The sequence below is a fragment of the Cupriavidus lacunae genome, from assembly GCF_003353055.1.
Classification (GTDB): domain Bacteria; phylum Pseudomonadota; class Gammaproteobacteria; order Burkholderiales; family Burkholderiaceae; genus Cupriavidus; species Cupriavidus lacunae.
This window is the reverse complement of the sequence record NZ_QKWJ01000001.1, coordinates 213,447-233,246: the sequence shown is the minus strand read 5'-3', so window position 1 is coordinate 233,246 and position 19,800 is coordinate 213,447. Positions and strand designations below refer to the sequence as shown.

At 66.2% G+C, this 19,800-nt stretch carries 19 protein-coding genes; 14 read left to right on the top strand and 5 right to left on the bottom strand.

The genetic code is table 11. The features are described from left to right. Nucleotides 1-117 precede the first annotated feature (117 nt). Nucleotides 118-756, bottom strand: a complete 639-nt coding sequence (locus DN412_RS01080) for a YiaD family glycine zipper/OmpA-like lipoprotein (protein ID WP_115012816.1) — start codon at nt 754-756, stop codon at nt 118-120. Between the two features lie 338 nt (nt 757-1,094). Between DN412_RS01080 and apbC the strand changes: the two genes are divergently transcribed. The 14 genes from apbC (at nt 1,095) to DN412_RS01010 (ending at nt 16,399) form a co-directional block, all read left to right on the top strand. Continuing rightward, on the top strand, nt 1,095-2,183 hold the full coding sequence (gene apbC, locus DN412_RS01075) for an iron-sulfur cluster carrier protein ApbC (protein WP_078197653.1): 1,089 nt from the start codon (nt 1,095-1,097) through the stop codon (nt 2,181-2,183). A 19-nt stretch (nt 2,184-2,202) separates the two neighbouring features. After that, complete coding sequence (locus tag DN412_RS01070; protein ID WP_115012815.1) at nt 2,203-2,736, top strand: DUF3305 domain-containing protein; 534 nt, start codon at nt 2,203-2,205, stop codon at nt 2,734-2,736. Between the two features lie 38 nt (nt 2,737-2,774). Further along, nucleotides 2,775-3,374: a DUF3306 domain-containing protein gene (locus DN412_RS01065; RefSeq protein WP_115012814.1), complete on the top strand. Its 600-nt coding sequence runs from the start codon at nt 2,775-2,777 to the stop codon at nt 3,372-3,374. A 100-nt stretch (nt 3,375-3,474) separates the two neighbouring features. Further along, nucleotides 3,475-5,640, top strand: a complete 2,166-nt coding sequence (locus tag DN412_RS01060; RefSeq protein ID WP_115012813.1) for a 4Fe-4S binding protein — start codon at nt 3,475-3,477, stop codon at nt 5,638-5,640. A 33-nt stretch (nt 5,641-5,673) separates the two neighbouring features. Next, nucleotides 5,674-6,306: a TorD/DmsD family molecular chaperone gene (locus DN412_RS01055; protein WP_115012812.1), complete on the top strand. Its 633-nt coding sequence runs from the start codon at nt 5,674-5,676 to the stop codon at nt 6,304-6,306. A gap of 196 nt (nt 6,307-6,502) precedes the next feature. Then, complete coding sequence (locus tag DN412_RS01050; RefSeq protein WP_115012811.1) at nt 6,503-6,718, top strand: formate dehydrogenase; 216 nt, start codon at nt 6,503-6,505, stop codon at nt 6,716-6,718. Between the two features lie 85 nt (nt 6,719-6,803). Continuing rightward, entirely contained in the window at nt 6,804-9,806 is a 3,003-nt protein-coding gene (locus DN412_RS01045; protein WP_115012810.1) for a molybdopterin-dependent oxidoreductase, read from the top strand. Nucleotides 9,807-9,821: 15 nt separating this feature from the next. Further along, complete coding sequence (gene fdh3B / locus DN412_RS01040; RefSeq protein WP_115012809.1) at nt 9,822-10,496, top strand: formate dehydrogenase FDH3 subunit beta; 675 nt, start codon at nt 9,822-9,824, stop codon at nt 10,494-10,496. Next, complete coding sequence (locus DN412_RS01035) at nt 10,493-10,729, top strand: hypothetical protein (protein ID WP_078197637.1); 237 nt, start codon at nt 10,493-10,495, stop codon at nt 10,727-10,729. Before fdh3B ends, DN412_RS01035 begins: the two co-directional genes overlap by 4 nt. Nucleotides 10,730-10,781: 52 nt before the next feature. Continuing rightward, a complete protein-coding gene (locus DN412_RS01030; protein ID WP_115012808.1) occupies nt 10,782-12,002 on the top strand; it encodes a formate dehydrogenase subunit gamma in 1,221 nt (406 codons plus the stop codon). Nucleotides 12,003-12,037: 35 nt separating this feature from the next. After that, entirely contained in the window at nt 12,038-12,421 is a 384-nt protein-coding gene (locus tag DN412_RS01025) for a hypothetical protein (protein WP_115012807.1), read from the top strand. A 58-nt stretch (nt 12,422-12,479) separates the two neighbouring features. Next, nucleotides 12,480-13,310: a formate dehydrogenase accessory sulfurtransferase FdhD gene (locus tag DN412_RS01020; protein ID WP_115012806.1), complete on the top strand. Its 831-nt coding sequence runs from the start codon at nt 12,480-12,482 to the stop codon at nt 13,308-13,310. A gap of 97 nt (nt 13,311-13,407) precedes the next feature. Continuing rightward, on the top strand, nt 13,408-13,974 hold the full coding sequence (gene dcd, locus DN412_RS01015; RefSeq protein ID WP_115012805.1) for a dCTP deaminase: 567 nt from the start codon (nt 13,408-13,410) through the stop codon (nt 13,972-13,974). A 154-nt stretch (nt 13,975-14,128) separates the two neighbouring features. Next, on the top strand, nt 14,129-16,399 hold the full coding sequence (locus tag DN412_RS01010) for an arginine/lysine/ornithine decarboxylase (protein WP_115012804.1): 2,271 nt from the start codon (nt 14,129-14,131) through the stop codon (nt 16,397-16,399). Between the two features lie 63 nt (nt 16,400-16,462). Here the strand turns inward: DN412_RS01010 and DN412_RS01005 are convergent, their stop codons facing one another. From DN412_RS01005 to DN412_RS00990, 4 genes are all read right to left on the bottom strand, one after another. Further along, nucleotides 16,463-16,879 carry a type II toxin-antitoxin system VapC family toxin gene (locus DN412_RS01005; protein WP_115012803.1) on the bottom strand — a complete coding sequence of 139 codons (417 nt, stop codon included), beginning with the start codon at nt 16,877-16,879 and terminating at the stop codon, nt 16,463-16,465. After that, on the bottom strand, nt 16,866-17,102 hold the full coding sequence (locus DN412_RS01000; RefSeq protein WP_078197624.1) for a FitA-like ribbon-helix-helix domain-containing protein: 237 nt from the start codon (nt 17,100-17,102) through the stop codon (nt 16,866-16,868). Before DN412_RS01000 ends, DN412_RS01005 begins: the two co-directional genes overlap by 14 nt. 284 nt (nt 17,103-17,386) lie before the next feature. Continuing rightward, nucleotides 17,387-19,120 (bottom strand): TRAP transporter large permease, encoded by a 1,734-nt coding sequence (locus DN412_RS00995; RefSeq protein ID WP_115012802.1) that lies wholly within the window; start codon nt 19,118-19,120, stop codon nt 17,387-17,389. Next, a complete protein-coding gene (locus tag DN412_RS00990; protein ID WP_115012801.1) occupies nt 19,117-19,659 on the bottom strand; it encodes a TRAP transporter small permease subunit in 543 nt (180 codons plus the stop codon). The genes DN412_RS00995 and DN412_RS00990 overlap by 4 nt, the downstream gene beginning before the upstream one ends. Between the last annotated feature and the right edge of the window lie 141 nt (nt 19,660-19,800).

The following is a 19,800-nucleotide window of genomic DNA, read 5'->3' as shown; positions in this document are numbered from 1 at the left end:
AGAGCCGGCGCAGCTTTCCACAACGGAAAAGGAGGAGAAATCAGGCACCGCCCGGGAGGTCAGCCACCCATCGCGAGCCAGCAACGGTGGCAAGCGGTACCTGTTTCTATGACAGGATCACCCTTGAATTGGTTTCAAAAAAATTTCGACGCGGCGATTTTGTGCCCGTCCGGCCTCAGTCGCGTTGTCCGCGACCGGCTGGGTCTGCCCGCGTCCTTCGGCCGTCAGGCGGTTCCGTGCGACGCCGCGATCACCCAGGTAGCCGGCCACGCTCTGGGCGCGGCGCTGCGACAGCTGCATGTTGTAGTTGGGGTTGCCGGTGCTGTCGGTATGGCCCACCACGTTGGCGCTCACGTCCTGGTGCTGGCCCAGGGTCTGCGCGACCTGGTCGAGCACCGAGCGGAACGATGGCTTGATGGTGGAGCTGTCGGTATCGAAGGTGACCTGGCTGGGGATGTTGACCTTCAGCGAGCCGTCCGGCTGCTCGGTGATCTGGGTGCCCGTGCCCGCGGTGTCCTTGTTCAGCTTGCCGCGGATGGCATTCCAGTTGTAGCCGGTTGCGCCGCCGATGGCCCCGCCCACGGCCGCGCCCACCAGCGTGCCGGTGGTGTTGCCGCCGATCAGGTTGCCAAGCCCCGCGCCGACCGCGGCGCCGACGCCGGTACCAACCGCCGTATGGGTCTGCTGTTCGGTGGCGCAACCAGCGGCCAGCAGCGTGGCGGCGGCGAGCGAGACGGTAACGAGCTTGATCTTCATGTTTTCTCCTTCTGGTGTTCCCGTAAATGTCCTTGGTACCGCATCGCGATGGTAATGCCATGGCTAGCGGCGGTAACCCTTTGTACGTGTCAGACCCGGTCGGACCCGGCACCGCCTACGGTGCCGACGTGCCGGGACGCTCAACCGCACTACAATATGGATATGGCGGCGCGCGCACAAGTGCAAGCTTGTGATATTTGTAAATGTCTGTAATCCCCCACCTCAGGGAGGGTATTGCGCGCGGATTACCGGCCTTCATGGCCGGTGCTGCATACTTTGATACATCAGGCGCGAATTGAGCTGCGCCAGTCCCCCCAATCCTCGAAGCGGAGTTTGTCTTGAGCGTCAGCACTGAGCAGGTCACGGAAGCCCTGCGCACCGTCATCGACCCCAATACGGGCAAGGACCTGGTGTCCACCCGCTCGGCCAGGAACATTCGCGTCGACGGCGGCGATGTTTCGCTGGAAGTCGAACTCGGCTACCCCGCGAAGAGCCAGTTCGATCCGATCCGCAAGCTGGTGGTTGCTGCAGTGCGGCAAGTGCCGGGCGTCAGCAATGTCAGCGTGGCCGTGACCATGAAGATCGTCGCGCACGCGGTGCAGCGCGGCGTCAAGCTGCTGCCGGGCGTGAAGAACGTGATCGCGGTGGCGTCGGGCAAGGGCGGGGTGGGCAAGTCCACCACGGCCGTGAACCTGGCGCTGGCGCTGGCCGCCGAGGGCGCGCGCGTGGGCATGCTCGACGCCGATATCTACGGCCCGAGCCTGCCGATGATGCTGGGCATCGACGGCCGCCCGGAATCCGCGGACGGCCAGACCATGGAGCCGCTGGAAGGCCACGGCCTGCAGGCCAACTCGATCGGTTTCCTGATCGAGCAGGATAACCCGATGGTCTGGCGCGGCCCGATGGTCACCTCGGCGCTGGAGCAGCTGCTGCGCCAGACCAACTGGCACGACCTGGACTACCTGATCGTCGACATGCCGCCGGGCACCGGCGACGTCCAGCTGACGCTGTCGCAGAAGGTGCCGGTCACCGGTGCGGTGATCGTCACCACGCCGCAGGATATCGCGCTGCTGGATGCCAAGAAGGGCCTGAAGATGTTCGAGAAGGTGGGCATTCCCATCCTCGGCATCGTCGAGAACATGGCGGTCTACTGCTGCCCGAACTGCGGCCATGTCGAACATATCTTTGGCCAGGGCGGCGGCGAGAAGATGTGCGCCGACTACGGCGTGGACCTGCTGGGCAGCCTGCCGCTGAACCTGCAGATCCGAGAGCAGGCCGACTCCGGCCGCCCGACCGTGGTGGCCGAGCCCGACAGCCCGGTGGCCGAGATGTACCGCGCCATCGCGCGCAAGGTGGCGATCAAGGTCGCCGACAAGGCGCGCGACATGACCAGCAAGTTCCCGAGCATCGTGGTGCAGAACACCTGAGCGCGCCGCGGCCCCAGCCATGGACAGCCAGCCTATCCCCGACCTGCCGGCACCCGGTGCCCGCCCCGCCGTCACCATGGCGGTGGTGATGCGCAAGGTTGCCCTGGCCAACCGCTGGCAGCCGTGGAAGTGGGAACTCGATGAGGTGCTGCCGGACCTTGGCGAGTTCGGCACCCACCCGGTGTGCCTGGCGCACGACGCCCACGGCGCGCGCTGGCTGTACCCGGGCTTCGAGGTGGAACTGTTCCGCGACCAGGGCGAAGGCTATTACCTGAACCTGACCTCGACCACGCCGTGCTGGTTCGTGCTGTGGCGCATGCCCGAAGACGACGGCAACGGCGAGGAGGCCCATCCGGTGCCGATGACCGTGACGCTGTCGTACAACGAGGCCGGCCGCTGGCTGGACGCCGGCGAGACCGTCGAGAACGTACCGCTGGCACCCGAGCAACGCGAGTGGCTGCAGGCCTACGTCAGCGAACACTACCGGCCCGAGCCCAAGAAGCGGCGCCGGCCCGAATCCTTCAAGGCGCCGGAAGACCGCGCCCGCTACTGACCCCGGCACCCTGACACTACCGTGAAGCTGCCCCGCCGATGAGCGATTCGTCCTTCCTGTCGCGCTGGTCGCGCCGCAAGGCCGCGGTGCGCGAGGGCGTACCCGTGCCGGCCGAACCGCTGACGCCGCCGGCGGCCGAAGCTGTGCCCGCGACGACTGAAGCATCGCCCGTGGTGCCGGAAGTACCGGCCCCGACGCTGGCGGACGTGGCGGCGCTGCAGCCCGGCGATGACATTGCCCGCTTTGTGGTCCGCGGCGTGGATGAATCGGTCAAGCGCGCCGCGCTGAAGACGCTGTTCGCCGATCCGCACTTCAATGTGATGGACGGGCTCGACATCTATATCGACGACTACAGCAAGCCTGACCCGATCCCGCCGGAGATCCTGCGCCAGCTGCGCCAGGCCGAGACCCTGGGCCTGTTCGAGCCGACCGACGAGGAGCGTGCGGCGGCCGAGGCCGCGGCCCGACTGTCCGGACCCGAGCAGGTACCGCCGGCAGCGCACGATGCGGCTGAGGAGGCGGAGCAAGCGGCGGAGCCGATGGCTCAGGCCGAGGTGCCGGCAGCCGTCGAAACACAGCCGCCGGCTGCCAGTCAAACCGTAGAACAGGGCCAGCCAGACCCGCACAAACGCGCGTAGCCCCCGGGGGCACCGCAGCCTACAATAGGCCTCCCCACAATCAGCCGGCCCGCAGACCCCCGCCAAGAAGGGATGTCCGGACCGGTCAGCCGCATTCGCCATGCCGACGCTGATCTGCAACTGCAACGACACCATGCTGCTTGACGGGGCGGCGTTGTCCGAAGCAACCAAGGACGCCAGCCAGGGTCCCTTGAAGGTCCATCGCCTGCTGTGCCGGCGCGAAATCGGCGACTTCACCGCCGCGCTCGACGGCACCGACGACGTGATCGTCGCCTGCACCCAGGAACGCCAGCTCTTTACCGAAGTGGCCGCGCAAGCCGCCCGGGGCAGCGATGGCCGCCCGGTGGTGACCGCGCCGGTGCGCTTCGTCAATATCCGCGAGACCGGCGGCTGGTCGCAGGGCGCCCGGCGCGACCCGAAGACCGCCAATGCCAAGATCGCCGCGCTGCTGGCCGTGGCCGCACTGCCGGAACCCGATCCGGTGCCGGTGGTGGATTACCGCTCCGATGGCGCGGTGCTGGTGCTGGGGCCGGCGCAGCGTGCGCTGCCGTGGGCCGAGCGCCTGGCCGCGATGCAGCTGGAAGTCACGGTGCTGCTGACCGGCAGCGACCAGCGCGAAGGGGCCGCGGCGCAGCCGGCGGCGCGCGCCTATCCGGTCCACAGCGGCCGGCTGGCCTCGCTGACGGGCTGGCTCGGCGCGTTCGAGGCCAGCTGGGAGACCGGCGCCGGCCGCAGCAACCCGATCGACCTGGACCTGTGCACCCGCTGCAATGCCTGCGTCGACGCCTGCCCCGAGGACGCGATCGACTTCAGCTACCAGGTCGACCTGTCGCGCTGCCGCTCGCACCGCGACTGCGTGCGCGCCTGCGGCGCCGCCGCGGCGATCGACTTCGACCGCCCGCAGGGCAGCGTGCAGGGTCGCTTCGACCTGGTCTTCGACCTGTGCGACACGCCCGCCTTCACCATGCACCAGCCGCCGCAGGGCTACCTGCACGCCGGCGCCGATGCCGCGCGCCAGCAGGCGCAGGCGCTGATGCTGGCGGGGCTGGTGGGGGAGTTCGAGAAGCCCAAGTTCTTCCGCTACAAGGAAAGCCTGTGCGCGCACGGCCGCAACCAGACCACCGGCTGCACCGCCTGCATCGATATCTGTTCGACCGAGGCCATCGCGTCGCGCTGGCATGACGGCAAGGGGCGCATCGAGGTCGCGCCCAACCTGTGCATGGGCTGCGGCGCCTGCACCACCGTCTGCCCGAGCGGTGCCATCAGCTATGGCTACCCGGGGCCGGAAGTGACCGGCGCGCGCCTGCGCACGCTGCTGTCGGCATACCGCCAGGCCGGCGCGCGCGATCCGGTGGTGGTGCTGCATGGCGAGGAATATGGCACGCCTGCGCTGCTGGCGCTGGGCCGCGCCGCCCGCGGTGGCAAGGCCAACGGCGTGCCCGCCAATGTCATGCCGTTGCCGCTGTTCCATCCGGCCTCGGCCGGACTGGAGCTGTGGCTGGCCGCGCTGTGCTGGGGCGCGAGCCGCGTGGCCGTGCTGCTGACCGGCGACGAGGCACCGCAGTACCGCGCCGCGCTGCGCGAGCAGATGGCGGTCGGGCGCGCCATGCTGGCGGGCCTGGGCTATGACGGCGAGGTGCTGTCGCTGGTCGAGGCCGCCGACACCGCGGCGCTCGATGCCGGCCTGGCGGCGCTGCGCCCGGGCCGCAACGCGCTGCCGCCGGCGCCGTTCGGCGCCGTGGCGGCCAAGCGCGAGATGCTGGACTTTGTGCTGGACCACCTGGCGCGGCACGCGCCGGTGCCGGCGCAGAGCGTGCCGCTGCCGGCCGGCGCGCCGATTGGCGCGGTCGCCGTGGATACCGGCAAGTGCACCCTGTGCATGGCCTGCGTGGGCGCTTGCCCGTCGCAGGCGCTGCGCGACAACCCCGAGCGCCCCGTGCTCAGCTTTATCGAGCGCAATTGCGTGCAGTGCGGGCTGTGCGAAAAGACCTGCCCGGAAGACGCCATCACCCTGGTGCCCCGCCTGCTGGCCGGCGACGCGGCACGCCGCCCGGTGACCCTCAACGAGACCCAGCCGTTCCATTGCATCCGCTGCGCCAAGCCCTTCGGCACGGCGCAGATGGTGGAGTCGATGCTGGTGCGCCTGGCCGGCCACCCGGCCTTTGCCGGCGCCGCGGCCGAGCGCCTGAAGATGTGCCCTGACTGCCGCGTGGTGGACATGATGGAGCGCGATCCGGGCACGATAACCGGCGCCACGCTGCGCTGACGGCGGCAAGACCCCAGGACAATTCATCACGACATGACAGATTTCCAGCCGATCCAGCTCACCGCCGCGCCGCCCGCCGACGATGCCGAAGACACCGCCCGCGCTGACCTGTACGGGCTGCTCGCAACACTGTTCTATAGCGCACCCGACGCCGCGCTGCTGCACCACATCGCGGCCAACCGCGCCGTGGGCGAGGACGCCAACACCGTGCTCGGCAAGGCGTGGAATGCGTTGTGCGATGCGGCATCCGAAACCACCGCGGCCGAGGCCGAGGAGGAATACCGTCAACTGTTCGTGGGTGTGGGCCGCCAGGATGTGTTCCTGTACGGCTCCTTCTATATGGCCGGCTTCCTCAACGAACGCCCGCTGGTCGCGCTGCGCGAGGACCTGGCCCGTTACGGCCTGGAGCGCCATGAAGGCGTCAGCGAGACCGAGGACCATATCGCCACGCTGTGCGAGGTGATGCGCTTCCTGGTGGCGGGCGACGACCTGTCGGTGTCCAACCTGGGCGAGCAGCAGCGCTTCTACGCGCAGCACCTGCAGCCGTGGGTGGAGCGGTTGTGCGATGCGGTAACGGCGCACCCGCAGGCGCGCTTCTATCGCAGCGTGGCGGGTTTGCTGGGCGCCTTTGCCGGCGTGGAGGCCGTGGCGCTGGAGATGCATTGAGCGCGGACACCGGATCCGCGTGCCGCGAGACGGCTTTGGCACGGCTGAGCCGACGGCAGTCTCTTACTCGAAATCGGGTGGGAAGGTAAGGAAAAACCCGCGCATATCATGGTCTTTCCTGCCAGTTACTTCTAGAATATGCATAAGAACGCATAACGGCGACAACCATCGGGCTTTGACAGCCGAGGAGCCCCACATGAGAGAGAAGCCAACCAGGGTCGCGCGCCGCACGTTTCTCGCGGGCGCTGGAGTTGTGGCTGCCGCTACGGGCGCGGCAGCGCTGACCGCGCGCGGTCCGGCCATGCCGGGCCAGGCCGCAGCCCTGCCGGAACCTACCGACGCCCCGTCGGACAGCAAGGGTTACCGGGTCTCTGACCACATCCGCAAGTATTACCGGACCACGCTGGTGTAACTGCCAGGGCGGCGTGGTCTGCCGCGCCGCCTGCAACCGGACGTCACCGCATGCACACGCGAAGCGTCCGCATCTGAGGTGAGACATGATCTTGACCCGCAAACGCGCGGCGCAGGGCGCATCCGCCCGCCTCGCCGACGCAGCCTCCGGCCGACTCACGCAGCGGCTCGCGGCCAGCCTGGCCGGTGCGATGCCGACCATGGACCGCCGCAGCTTCCTCAAGCGCTCGGGCATCGGCGTTGGCGCCGGACTGGCGGCCTCGCAACTGACGCTGCTGCGCAAGGCCGACGCGGCCGACGACAAGACGGCCGCCGCCGACGGCAAGACCGGCATCGTGGTCAGGCGCACCGTGTGCGGCCACTGCTCGGTCGGCTGCGCGGTCGACGCGGTGGTGCAGAACGGCGTGTGGATCCGCCAGGAGCCGGTGTTCGATTCGCCCATCAACATGGGCGCGCACTGCGCCAAGGGCGCCGCGCTGCGCGAGCACGGCCACGGCGAATACCGTCTCAAGTACCCGATGAAGCTGGTCAACGGCAAGTACCAGCGCATCGGCTGGGACCAGGCGCTGGACGAGATCACCGCCAGGATGAAGGAGATCCGCCAGCAGACCGGCCCGGACTCGATGTTCTTCGTCGGCTCATCCAAGCACAGCAACGAGCAGTCCTACCTGCTGCGCAAGTGGGTGTCGTTCTTCGGCACCAACAACACCGACCACCAGGCGCGCATCTGCCACTCCACCACCGTGGCGGGCGTGGCCAATACCTGGGGCTACGGTGCGATGACCAACTCGTACAACGATATGCAGAACGCGAAGGCAGCGCTGTATATCGGCTCCAACGCGGCCGAGGCGCACCCGGTGTCGATGCTGCACCTGCTGCATGCCAAGGAGAACGGCTGCAAGGTGATCGTGGTCGACCCGCGCTACACGCGCACCGCGGCCAAGGCCCAGCACTACGTGCGCATCCGCTCGGGCACCGATATCGCTTTCCTGTTCGGCATGCTGTACCACATCTTCAAGAACGGCTGGGAAGACCAGAAGTACCTGAATGACCGGGTCTACGGCATGGACAAGGTCAAGGAAGAGGTGCTGGCCAAGTGGACCCCGGACAAGGTCGAGGAAGTCTGCGGCGTGCCGGAGGCACAGGTCTACATGGTGGCCGAGATCATGGCCAAGAACCGTCCCAGCACGCTGGTGTGGTGCATGGGCCAGACCCAGCACACCATCGGCAACGCGATCGTGCGCGCCTCGTGCATCGTGCAGCTGGCGCTGGGCAATATCGGCGTGTCGGGTGGCGGCGCCAACATCTTCCGCGGCCACGACAACGTGCAGGGCGCCACCGACGTGGGCCCCAACCCGGACTCGCTGCCGGGCTACTACGGCCTGGCCACCGGCGCGTGGAAGCACTACGCCGCGGTGTGGGGCGTCGACTACGAATGGATCAAGAAGCAGTTCGTCTCGCAGACGATGATGGAGAAGTCCGGCACCACGGTGTCGCGCTGGATCGATATCGTCACCGAGAAGAACGAGCTGATCGACCAGGACAACAACGTGCGCGGCGTGTTCTTCTGGGGCCATGCCCCGAACTCGCAGACGCGCGGCCTGGAGATGAAGAAGGCCCTCGACAAGCTCGACCTGCTGGTCGTGATCGACCCATATCCTTCGGCAACGGCGGCCATGGCCAATATGCCGCCGGCCGAGGGCGACAAGGTCAACCCGAACCGTGCCGTCTACCTGCTGCCAGCCTGTACGCAGTTCGAGACCTCGGGTACGTGCACGGCGTCCAACCGCTCGCTGCAATGGCGCGAGAAGGTGATCGAGCCGCTGTTCGAGTCGATGCCCGACCAGACCATCATGCAGGCGTTCGCGGACAAGCTCGGCTTCGGCAAGGAGCTGTCGAAGAACATGAAGCTGATCGAGGTCAAGCGCGCCGGCCGCACCTGGATGGAGCCGGAGCCGGAATCGATCTTGCGCGAGATCAACGCCAGCAACTGGACCATTGGCTACACCGGCCAGTCGCCCGAACGGCTGAAGGCGCATATGCGCAATATGCAGATGTTCGACGTCAAGACGCTGCGCTGCAAGGCAGGCAAGGACCCGGTCACGGGCTATGACCTGACCGGTGACTACTTCGGCCTGCCGTGGCCGTGCTACGGCACGCCGGAACTGAAGCACCCGGGCTCGCCCAACCTGTACGACACCAGCAAGCATGTGATGGACGGCGGCGGCAACTTCCGCGCCAACTTCGGCGTGGAGCGCGACGGCGTCAACCTGCTGGCCGAGGATGGCTCGCATTCGCTGGGCGCGGAGATCACCACCGGCTATCCGGAGTTCGACCATGTGCTGCTCAAGAAGCTGGGCTGGTGGGACGACCTGACCGATGCCGAGAAGGCCAAGGCCGAGGGCAAGAACTGGAAGACCGACCTGTCGGGCGGCATCCAGCGCGTGGTGCTGAAGAACCATGGCTGCCACCCGTTCGGCAACGCCAAGGCGCGCGCGGTGGTGTGGAACTTCCCCGACCCGATCCCGCAGCATCGAGAGCCGCTGTACTCGACGCGCCCCGATATGGTCGCCAAGTACCCGACCCACGACGACAAGATGGCGTTCTGGCGGCTGCCGACGCTGTACAAGTCGGTGCAGCAGCGCAATATCGAGAACAAGGTCTATGAGAAGTTCCCGATCATCCTGACCTCCGGGCGGCTGGTCGAGTACGAGGGCGGCGGCGAGGAAACCCGCTCCAACCCCTGGCTGGCAGAGCTGCAGCAGGAGAATTTCGTCGAGATCAACCCGCGCGCGGCGTCCGACCGCGGCATCCGCAACGGCGACTTCTGCTGGGTGAAGACGCCTACCGGGGCCCGCATCAAGGTGCGCGCGCTGGTGACCGAGCGGGTGGGGCCTGATACCGCCTTCATCCCGTTCCACTTCTCGGGCTGGTGGCAGGGCAAGGACCTGAAGGACTACTACCCCGAGGGCGCGATGCCGATAGTGCGTGGCGAAGCGGTGAATACCGCGACCACCTACGGCTATGACGCCGTCACGATGATGCAGGAAACCAAGACCACCGTTTGCCAGATCGAGCGGTTTGCATAAGAGCAGAGGAACACCATGGCACGCATGAAATTTATCTGTGACGCCGAGCGCTGCATCGAGTGCAACAGCTGCGTCACTGCCTGCAAGAACGAGCACGAGGTGCCCTGGGGCGTGAACCGGCGCCGCGTGGTCACCGTCAACGACGGCATGGTCGGCGCCGAGAAATCGATCTCAGTGGCCTGCATGCACTGTTCGGACGCACCCTGCATGGCCGTCTGCCCGGTCGACTGCTTCTACCGCACCGAGGACGGCGTGGTGCTGCACGACAAGGACGTCTGCATCGGCTGCGGCTACTGCTCCTATGCCTGCCCGTTCGGTGCGCCGCAGTTCCCGTCGACCGGCACCTTTGGCGTGCGCGGCAAGATGGACAAGTGCACATTCTGCGCCGGCGGCCCGGAAAAGAACGGCAGCGAGGCCGAGTTCGAGAAGTACGGCCGCAACCGCCTGGCCGAAGGCAAGCTGCCACTATGCGCGGAAATGTGCTCGACCAAGGCACTGCTCGGCGGCGACGGCGACGTGATTGCCGACATCCTGCGCAACCGCGTGATCAAGCGCGGCACGGGTGGCGACGTGTTTGGCTGGGGCACTGCCTACGGCACGAACAAGGGTGGCGCACAAGCTGCGCCCGCGGCACCGGCCGCGCCCGCCGTGCCAGCATCACCTGCCGCGGGGGGAGGCCAGCCGTCATGAGCCGCCTCCGCACGATTGCCTTGCTGTCGCTGTGCGCCGCCATGCTGGCGGCCTGCAGCGAGAAGCCGCAGACCATCGGCGCCTCGCACCGCAAGTCGGACGCGCCGGCCTACCAGGGCGCGCCTGACGACCCGTTCGTGGTCAAGGGCTGGACGCCGGGCGACAAGACCAGCTGGGAGAACCAGATCCACCAGCGCAACCAGAACCAGAACGAATACAACCGCACGCAATGACCGCGCAGCAGGGAAACCGGGCGCGAGCCATCGATGACCCGAAGGAGGGCATATGACGCCGACGCAGACTTCGTGCCGCGCGGGCCTGGCTGGTCGCTGGTGGGGATGGCTGGCCGCTGGCGCGCTGGCGGCGCTGGCCATGGCCGGCACCGGCGCATCCGCATCCGCACAGACCGCGGCCTCCGCGCCGCAGGCCGCAGGCGCTGCCGCCGATACCAATAATCCGGCGACGCATCCGGTACAGCCTTTCGCGGGCATCGCTTCGGAGAATATCTTCAACGTGCCAAGGCGCGACATCGCCGCCGAGGCGCAATCGCAGCAGGCGCGCACGAAGGAGCAGCCGGGCAATAACGCGCCGGTCTGGCGCGAGGTCAATTCCGACCAGGCGCACTACAGCAGCCTGCCCGCCAAGGAAGCCGGCGTGCTGGTCCAGCGCACCGGCCAGCAGTGGCGCCTGTTCCGCAACGGCGTGATCACCGTATGGGGTGGCTGGCTGGTGATCCTGGTTCCCGCCGCCATCCTGGCATTCTTTGCCTGGCGCGGCACCATTCCGCTGAAGGAGCCGCGCACCGGCCGCATGATCGAACGCTTCACGCCGGCCGAGCGGGTCGTGCACTGGACCATGGCGATTTCGTTCGTGGTGCTGGCGGTCTCGGGCATCGTGATGTTGTTCGGCAAGCATTTCCTGCTGCCGGTGATGGGTCATGCGCTGTTCGGCTGGCTGACGTACCTGCTGAAGAACCTGCACAACGTGGTGGGCCCGGTCTTTACGCTCTCGATCATCGTTGCCTTCGTGATCTTCGTGCGCGACAACCTGCCCAGCCGTGACGACATCCGCTGGGTGACCAGCCTGGGCGGCCTGGTGACCGGCAAGCACGTGCCGAGCAGCCGCTTCAATGCCGGCGAGAAGCTGTGGTTCTGGGGCGGCCTGGTGGTGTTCGGCCTGGTCCTGTCGGCGTCCGGCTGGGTGCTCGACATGATCGTGCCGGGCATGGACTACTACCGCGCCACCATGCAGATCGCCAACGTGATCCATGGCATCGCCGCCGTCCTGATGATCGCCATGGCCTGCGGCCATATCTACATGGGCACCATCGGCATGGAAGGCGCCTACCGCGCCATGCGCGACGGCTGGGTGGACGAGGCCTGGGCCCAGGAACACCACGAGCTCTGGTACGACGACATCAAGGCCGGCAAGATCCCGGCCCAGCGCTCGGCCGGCCCGGATGCCGCCGCGGGGCGCCCGGCGCGGCATAGCCCCGGCGAAGCCTGAAGCGGCTACCAACGATAAATCGGGAATCTTCGACGATGACACGCATCCTGACGCTGATCGCCGCAGCTGCCGGCGCCGCTTTCGCGGCCTATACCCCGGGCGCACAGGCCAAGCTGCCGCCGCCGACCGAGGCCCAGCAGGCCAAGGCCGCCGAGACCAAGGCGCGTGCCGCCTGGTCGGACAAGGTCGCCGCCTACCAGCTGTGCCGTGCCCAGGACAAGACCGCTGCGCATTACTACGCCGACCGCAAGGCGCAGGGCAAGGAAGTGCGCGAGCCCGCGCAGACCGCCCCATGTGCCGATCCGGGACCCTTCGTGGCGCCGACCGCGGCCGCCCCGGCACCAGCCGTGGCAGGCACTGCCGGCGACGCCAAACCGCCCGCGGCCGGCGCGGTACAATCGCCTGCAAAGGCGCCGTAACTCCAGCCCCGATGCATGCCGCTCGGGGCTTTCACCAGCGACCCCGAGCCGTCTCGTCATGACCCTGCGTCCCGAGCTTACCCAGGCAGCCGTTCCCCTGATCGAAGAGGTTGAAGTCGTCGACGAGCAGGGCCGCGTGCGCGCGGCCTACCTGCCGGGCGAGCGGCCGCTGACGGTCTACCTGGACAAGCGCGAGCTGGTCACCCTGATGACGCTGGGCGGCGCGCCCGAGCACCTGGTGCTGGGCTACCTGCGCAACCAGCGGCTGGTGGAATCGATCGAAGACATCGCCGCGGTGCAGGTCGACTGGGAAACCGAGTCGGCCGCCGTGACCACGCGCAACGGCGTGGACCGCATCGAGGAACGCACCGCGCGCCGCGTGGTGACCACCGGTTGCGGGCAGGGCACCGTGTTCGGCTCGCTGCTGGACGAAGTCGACAGTATCCGCCTGCCGGTGGGCGCCATGCTGGACCAGGACACCCTGTACGGCATCATTGACACCATCCGGCTGCAGCAGTCGGTCTACAAGCAGGCCGGCTCGGTGCATGGCTGCGCGCTGTTCCAGGGCACCGAGCTGCTGATGTTCGTCGAGGACGTGGGCCGCCACAATGCCGTGGATGCCATTGCCGGGCGCATGTGGCTGGAGGACATGACGGGCGGCGACAAGATCTTCTACACCACCGGGCGCCTGACCTCCGAGATGGTGATCAAGGGCGCGCAGATGGGAATCCCGTTCCTGCTGTCGCGTTCGGGCGTCACGCAGATGGGCTACCAGATGGCCCGGCGCGTCAACCTGACGCTGTTCGCGCGCTGCACCGGCAAGCATTTCCTGCTCTACACGGGGCGCGAGCGCTTCCGTCACCGCCTGCCTGAGGATGTAGTGGTGTAATAGCCACTTGCATGGATGTCCTTTGCTTGAGGGGCGGGCGCCGATTGGTTGTACAATGCGGCGCACTCCGAGCCAGTGTGTCCACCCTCCCAACCTTATGAGCATCAAATCCGACAAATGGATCCGCCGCATGGCGGAGCAGCACGGCATGATCGAGCCGTTCGCGCCAGGCCAGGTCCGGGAGCAGGACGGACGCAAGATCGTTTCGTACGGCACCTCGAGCTACGGCTACGACATCCGCTGCGCCGACGAATTCAAGATCTTCACCAATATCAACAGCACCATCGTCGATCCGAAGAATTTCGACGAGAAGTCGTTCGTGGATTTCAAGGGTGATGTCTGCATCATCCCGCCCAATTCGTTCGCGCTGGCGCGCACCATGGAGTACTTCCGCATCCCACGCAGCGTGCTGACCATCTGCCTGGGCAAGAGCACCTATGCCCGCTGCGGCATCATCGTCAACGTGACGCCGTTCGAGCCCGAGTGGGAAGGCTATGTGACGCTTGAGTTCTCCAACACCACGCCGCTGCCCGCCAAGATCTACGCCGGCGAGGGCTGCGCCCAGGTGCTGTTCTTCGAGAGCGACGAGATCTGCGAGACCTCGTACGCCGACCGGGGCGGCAAGTACCAGGGCCAGCACGGTGTCACACTGCCGAAGACCTGAGCGCATTACAATGCCGGCGCTTGCCGGTCGGCTGGCCAACCAGAATGGCCGCCAAACCTGACGTCAGAGCCACATGTCGCCGCTGCGGGGAACCTCTCGCCGGCCATGTGGCTCAAGTCCTTTAAGTCCCCGTTTCCTCCATGAAGGATGCCCGATGAAATTCCGCTTTCCCGTCATCATCATCGATGAAGACTTCCGCTCCGAGAACATCTCCGGCTCGGGCATCCGCGCGCTGGCCGAAGCGATCGAGAAAGAGGGCATGGAGGTGATGGGCCTGACCAGCTACGGCGACCTGACTTCGTTTGCCCAGCAGTCGAGCCGCGCCTCGAGCTTTATCGTGTCGATCGACGACGACGAGTTCGTGCGCGACGACGACCAGCCCGAAGCCGCCGCCATCGAGAAACTGCGCGCGTTCGTCAACGAAGTGCGCCGCCGCAACTCGGACCTGCCGATCTTCCTGTACGGCGAGACCCGCACCTCGCGCCATATCCCCAACGATATCCTGCGCGAGCTGCACGGCTTCATCCACATGTTCGAGGACACGCCGGAGTTCGTGGCGCGCCACATCATCCGCGAAGCCAAGGTCTACCTTGACACGCTGGCGCCGCCGTTCTTCAAGGCACTGATCGACTACGCGCAGGACAGTTCGTACTCGTGGCACTGCCCCGGGCACTCGGGCGGCGTGGCATTCCTGAAGAGCCCGGTGGGCCAGGTGTTCCACCAGTTCTTCGGCGAGAACATGCTGCGCGCCGACGTCTGCAACGCGGTCGACGAACTGGGCCAGCTGCTGGACCACACCGGCCCGGTGGCCGCGTCGGAGCGCAATGCCGCGCGCATCTTCAACTCCGACCACATGTACTTCGTCACCAATGGCACCTCCACCTCGAACAAGATGGTGTGGCATGCCAACGTGGCGCCGGGCGATATCGTGGTGGTGGACCGCAACTGCCACAAGTCGATCCTGCACGCGATCATGATGACGGGTGCGATCCCGGTCTTCCTGATGCCCACGCGCAATCACTACGGCATCATCGGCCCGATCCCGAAGAGCGAGTTCGATCCGGAAACGATCAAAAGGAAGATCGCCAACCACCCGTTCGCCAGCAAGGCCAAGAACCAGAAGCCGCGCATCCTGACCATCACGCAGGGTACCTACGACGGCGTGCTGTACAACGCCGAGCAGATCAAGGAAATGCTGGCGTCCGAGATCGACACGCTGCACTTCGATGAAGCCTGGCTGCCGCATGCGGCGTTCCACGATTTCTATCGCAATATGCATGCGATCGGCAAGGACCGCCCGCGCAGCAAGGACGCGTTGGTGTTCGCCACGCAGTCCACGCACAAGCTGCTGGCCGGCCTGTCGCAGGCCTCGCAGATCCTCGTGCAGGATTCCGAGACGCGCAAGCTGGACCGCTACCGCTTCAACGAGGCGTACCTGATGCACACCTCGACCAGCCCGCAATACTCGATCATCGCCTCGTGCGACGTGGCCGCGGCGATGATGGAAGCGCCCGGCGGCACCGCGCTGGTCGAAGAAAGCATCCAGGAGGCGCTGGACTTCCGCCGCGCCATGCGCAAGGTCGAGGGCGACTACGAGGCCGGCAACAACGGCGACTGGTGGTTCAAGGTGTGGGGCCCCGACGCCCTGATCGAAGACGGCATCGGCGACCGCGAAGAATGGATGCTCAAGGCCAACGAGCGCTGGCACGGCTTCGGCGACCTGGCCGACGGCTTCAACCTGCTCGACCCGATCAAGGCCACCATCATCACCCCGGGCCTGGACGTTGACGGCGAGTTCAGCGAGCGCGGCATCCCGGCGGCCATCGTCACCAAGTACCTGGCCGAGCACGGCATCATCATCGAGAAGACCGGGCTGTACTCGTTCTTCATCATGTTCACCATCGGCATCACCAAGGGCCGCTGGAACTCGCTGGTGACCGAGTTGCAGCAGTTCAAGGACGACTACGACCAGAACCAGCCGCTGTGGCGCGTGCTGCCGGAATTCGTCGGCAAGCATCCGCAATACGAACGCATGGGCCTGCGTGACCTGTGCGATGCCATCCACAGCGTGTACAAGGCCAACGACGTGGCCCGCGTGACCACCGAGATGTACCTGTCGGACATGGAACCGGCGATGAAGCCGTCGGACGCCTGGGCCATGATGGCGCACCGCGAAATCGAACGCGTGCCCGTGGACGAACTCGAAGGCCGTGTCACCGCGATCCTGCTGACGCCGTATCCGCCGGGCATTCCGCTGCTGATTCCGGGCGAGCGCTTCAACCGCACCATCGTGCAATACCTGAAGTTTGCGCGCGAGTTCAACAAGCTGTTCCCGGGCTTCGAGACCGACATCCACGGCCTGGTCGAGGAAGAGGTCGACGGCCAGAAGGCGTACTTTGTCGATTGTGTGAAGCAGGGCGGCTGAGCGCCAGTCTGCGTCCCGCTGACGTGAGCAGGGCCCCGCTATGCGGGGCCCTTTATTTTTGGCCTAGGTGAAGGGATTCAGCACCATCGCGCCCGTGCCGCGAAAGTCCGCCACATTGCGCGTGACAATGGTCAGGTCGTGGATCAGGGCCGTCGCCGCGATGAACTTGTCCAGCGCGTGCTCCGGCCGCGGCGCGCGCAACTGGCCCCAGACCTGGGCGACGTCGGCATCGACCGGGAGTACCTGCCGGCCAAAATCCTCCAGCACCGTCGCCAGCCATTGCTCCAGCACCGCGGCCTGCGCCGTATCGCCGCGATGCCGGATCAGCGCAACGCCGCGCTGGAGCTCGCCCACGGTCAGCGCCGACAGGTAGAGCGCGGCGCCTTCCCGCGCCGCCTGCCGGAAGAACGCGCACACGCCCGGGTTGGCGCGCTCGCGCTTGCGCGTTTCGCTGATGACGTTGGTATCAATCAAATACACGCGGCGCCTCGCCCGAATCCTGGGTCCGCTCGAAGTCGGCGTCTTGGCCGACGTCCGGGATGCTGGCCAGCACCTCGGCAAAGCTGCGCCGGCGCGTGCCGCCCAGCGCCTGCGCCAGGATGGCGCGGTGCTCGGCCTCGGCGCTGCGGCCGTTGGCGACGGCCCGCTCGCGCAGGCGCTGGACCAGGGATTCATCGATGCCACGAACGAGTAGTGTTGCCATCTTGACCTCCTCACCATCGGATGGAGGGATGATAGCATTGTTATCAATGCGGCGGTTACGTATCGATGGCAGGCGGTGCATCGTTGCCATGCCGGGTCGGTCGAAGGGTGTGGTGATTTGCATGTGGCTCTCCTGGGATCGGTTCGCAGAACACAGGGGCCAGTCTGGGCCACGCAAGCGCGCCGGTCGATGAGCCGATTCGCAATCGCACGCCGGCGCCGGGGTGGGCCCGCGCCAATGAAAAAGCCCCGCATCGCTGCGGGGCCTTGTGTCGATGATCCGGATCAGTTCTTCTTTTCGAACTCGAACTGTGGTGCCGCGGGCTCGGGTGCCGGCGCCGCGCCCGGCAGTTCCAGCGAACCCGGCGGGGCTGCTGTTCCTGGCGTGGATGCCGGTTTCTCTGGCTCCCCGCCAAGCGGGATGCTGACTTCGGCCGCGTTGCTATGGTGCAGCGAGCCCTTGTCGAGCAGTCCGGTCACCATGCCCGGCCAGAACATCACCAGCAGCACCATCACCAGTTGCAGGCCCACCCAGGGCAGGGCGCCCCAGTAGATGTCGGAACTCTTCACTTCCTTCGGGGCGATGCCGCGCAGGTAGAACAGTGCAAAGCCGAACGGCGGGTGCATGAACGAGGTCTGCATGTTCACGCACAGCATCACGCCGAACCACACCAGCGCGGCCGTGGCGGCAGCTTCGGGGTTACCGCCCATGGAATCCATGACAACCGGTGTCAGCACCTTCACGGCCACCGGGGCCAGCATGGGCACCACGATGAAGGCGATCTCGAAGAAATCGAGAAAGAAGGCCAGGAAGAAGATGAACAGGTTCACCACGATCAGAAAGCCGATCCAGCCGCCTGGTAGCGAGGTGAACAGGTGTTCCACCCAGGCGCCGCCGTCCACGCCCTGGAACACCACCGAGAAGCAGGTGGAGCCGATCAGGATGAACACCACCATGGCCGTGATGCGTGCGGTTGACTGGTAGGCGTCGACGATCAGCAGGCGTAGCTCGGTCATCTGGCCCGCGCGCAGCAGCAGCCAGAGGATGACCAGGTACACCACTGCCAGCGGGATCCGGAACACATGCGAGCCGAAGGCGAAGATGCCCACGCCCGCGGCCACCAGCGTGGCGGCGATGCCGACGCGGTAGACCTGGCGGTCGATCCGGCTGAAGGCCTTGTCGCGGATCACGGCCAGCACCAGCGCGCCGACCGCGCCCATGGCGCCGGATTCCGTCGGCGTGGCGATGCCCAGCATGATCGTGCCCAGCACCAGGAAAATCAGCACCGCGCAGGGGATGATGCCGCGCAGGCATTTGCGCCAGAGCGCCCAGCCCCGCAGCGTGCGGGCTTCGGCGGGCACAGGCGGTAGCCAGTCGGGCTTGAAGCGCGCCAGCAGGAAGGTATAGAGCGCGAACAGCGCAATCTGTACTACCGACGGGCCCCATGCACCCAGGTACATGCTGCCGACGTCGGCGCTGCCCATCGGCGTCTTGAGCTGGTCGGCCAGCACCACCAGCACCAGCGACGGCGGCACCAGCTGCGTGATGGTGCCCGACGCGGCCAGCACGCCGGTGGCGTACTTCATGTTGTAGCGGTACCGCATCATCACCGGCAGCGAGATCATCGCCATCGCAATGACCTGCGCCGCCACGGTGCCGGTGATGGCGCCGAGAATAAAGCCGACGATAATGACCGAATAGCCAAGGCCGCCGCGCACCGGGCCGAACAGCTGGCCCATGGAGTCCAGCATGTCTTCCGCCAGCCCGCATTTCTCCAGGATGGCGCCCATGAAGGTGAAGAACGGAATGGCCAGCAGCAACTCGTTGGCCAGCACACTGCCGAATACGCGACTCGGCACGGCCTGCAGGAAGCTGATGGGGAAATAGCCCCATTGAATGGCCAGGAAACCGAAGGCCAGCCCGACCGCGGATAGCGAAAATGCGACCGGGAACCCGATCAGCATGAATACCACCAGGCCGCCGAACATCATCGGCGGCATATATTCCAACGGGATCATTGCACCGGCCTCTCGTATTTCGATTCGATACGCACCAGGCCTTGCAGGGCGGCGATGCGCTTGATCAGTTCGGACACGCCTTGCAAAGCCAGCAAGGCAAAGCCGATGGGCACCACCAGCTTGATCGGGTATCGCGGCAGGCCGCCGGAATTACCGGATTGCTCGAGGATGCGCCACGAGGGCAGAAACAGGGAATCCCACGACAGCCACGTGAACAGGATGGCCGAGGGCAGCAGGAACACAATGATGCCGAAAATGTCGATCCAGTGCTGCGCGCGTTCCGACACGTTGGCGTAGATCAGGTCTACGCGCACGTGCTCGTTGCGCTGGAAGGTGTAAGAGGCGCCAAACATCACGGCAACGGCAAACATGTACCACTGCAGTTCAAGTGGCCAGTTATCGCTCAAGTTGAAGCCATAGCGCAGGAGGGCGTTGCCTGCGCTGATCAGGCACGACAGCAGGATCATGATGTTTGCAAGCCTGCCAGTGTGCTGATTCAACCTGTCGATCTGTCGTGACAGACCAAGCAAGTAATACATGGGTTGTCTCCCCGGTTTTTGCGGCGATTAGTTTATCTGTAACAAAATTTACAGGCGCTAGGGGCTACTACCTACAGGGGCGACGAGATTGCGCCGAAATGGGAAACGCCAATAGAAAAAGCCACCGGGCTCGCGCCGCGG

Coding starts and splice junctions, on each gene's coding strand:
- DN412_RS01055 (WP_115012812.1), top strand. CDS start 5,674: ATGACAGATTTCCAGCCGATCCAGCTCACCGCCGCGCCGCCCGCCGAC.
- DN412_RS01045 (WP_115012810.1), top strand. CDS start 6,804: ATGATCTTGACCCGCAAACGCGCGGCGCAGGGCGCATCCGCCCGCCTC.
- DN412_RS01070 (WP_115012815.1), top strand. CDS start 2,203: ATGGACAGCCAGCCTATCCCCGACCTGCCGGCACCCGGTGCCCGCCCC.
- DN412_RS01030 (WP_115012808.1), top strand. CDS start 10,782: ATGACGCCGACGCAGACTTCGTGCCGCGCGGGCCTGGCTGGTCGCTGG.
- fdh3B (WP_115012809.1), top strand. CDS start 9,822: ATGGCACGCATGAAATTTATCTGTGACGCCGAGCGCTGCATCGAGTGC.
- DN412_RS01060 (WP_115012813.1), top strand. CDS start 3,475: ATGCCGACGCTGATCTGCAACTGCAACGACACCATGCTGCTTGACGGG.
- DN412_RS01065 (WP_115012814.1), top strand. CDS start 2,775: ATGAGCGATTCGTCCTTCCTGTCGCGCTGGTCGCGCCGCAAGGCCGCG.
- DN412_RS00995 (WP_115012802.1), bottom strand. CDS start 19,120: ATGATCCCGTTGGAATATATGCCGCCGATGATGTTCGGCGGCCTGGTG.
- DN412_RS01000 (WP_078197624.1), bottom strand. CDS start 17,102: ATGGCAACACTACTCGTTCGTGGCATCGATGAATCCCTGGTCCAGCGC.
- DN412_RS01035 (WP_078197637.1), top strand. CDS start 10,493: ATGAGCCGCCTCCGCACGATTGCCTTGCTGTCGCTGTGCGCCGCCATG.
- DN412_RS01020 (WP_115012806.1), top strand. CDS start 12,480: ATGACCCTGCGTCCCGAGCTTACCCAGGCAGCCGTTCCCCTGATCGAA.
- DN412_RS01025 (WP_115012807.1), top strand. CDS start 12,038: ATGACACGCATCCTGACGCTGATCGCCGCAGCTGCCGGCGCCGCTTTC.
- DN412_RS01080 (WP_115012816.1), bottom strand. CDS start 756: ATGAAGATCAAGCTCGTTACCGTCTCGCTCGCCGCCGCCACGCTGCTG.
- DN412_RS01010 (WP_115012804.1), top strand. CDS start 14,129: ATGAAATTCCGCTTTCCCGTCATCATCATCGATGAAGACTTCCGCTCC.
- dcd (WP_115012805.1), top strand. CDS start 13,408: ATGAGCATCAAATCCGACAAATGGATCCGCCGCATGGCGGAGCAGCAC.
- DN412_RS01050 (WP_115012811.1), top strand. CDS start 6,503: ATGAGAGAGAAGCCAACCAGGGTCGCGCGCCGCACGTTTCTCGCGGGC.
- DN412_RS00990 (WP_115012801.1), bottom strand. CDS start 19,659: ATGTATTACTTGCTTGGTCTGTCACGACAGATCGACAGGTTGAATCAG.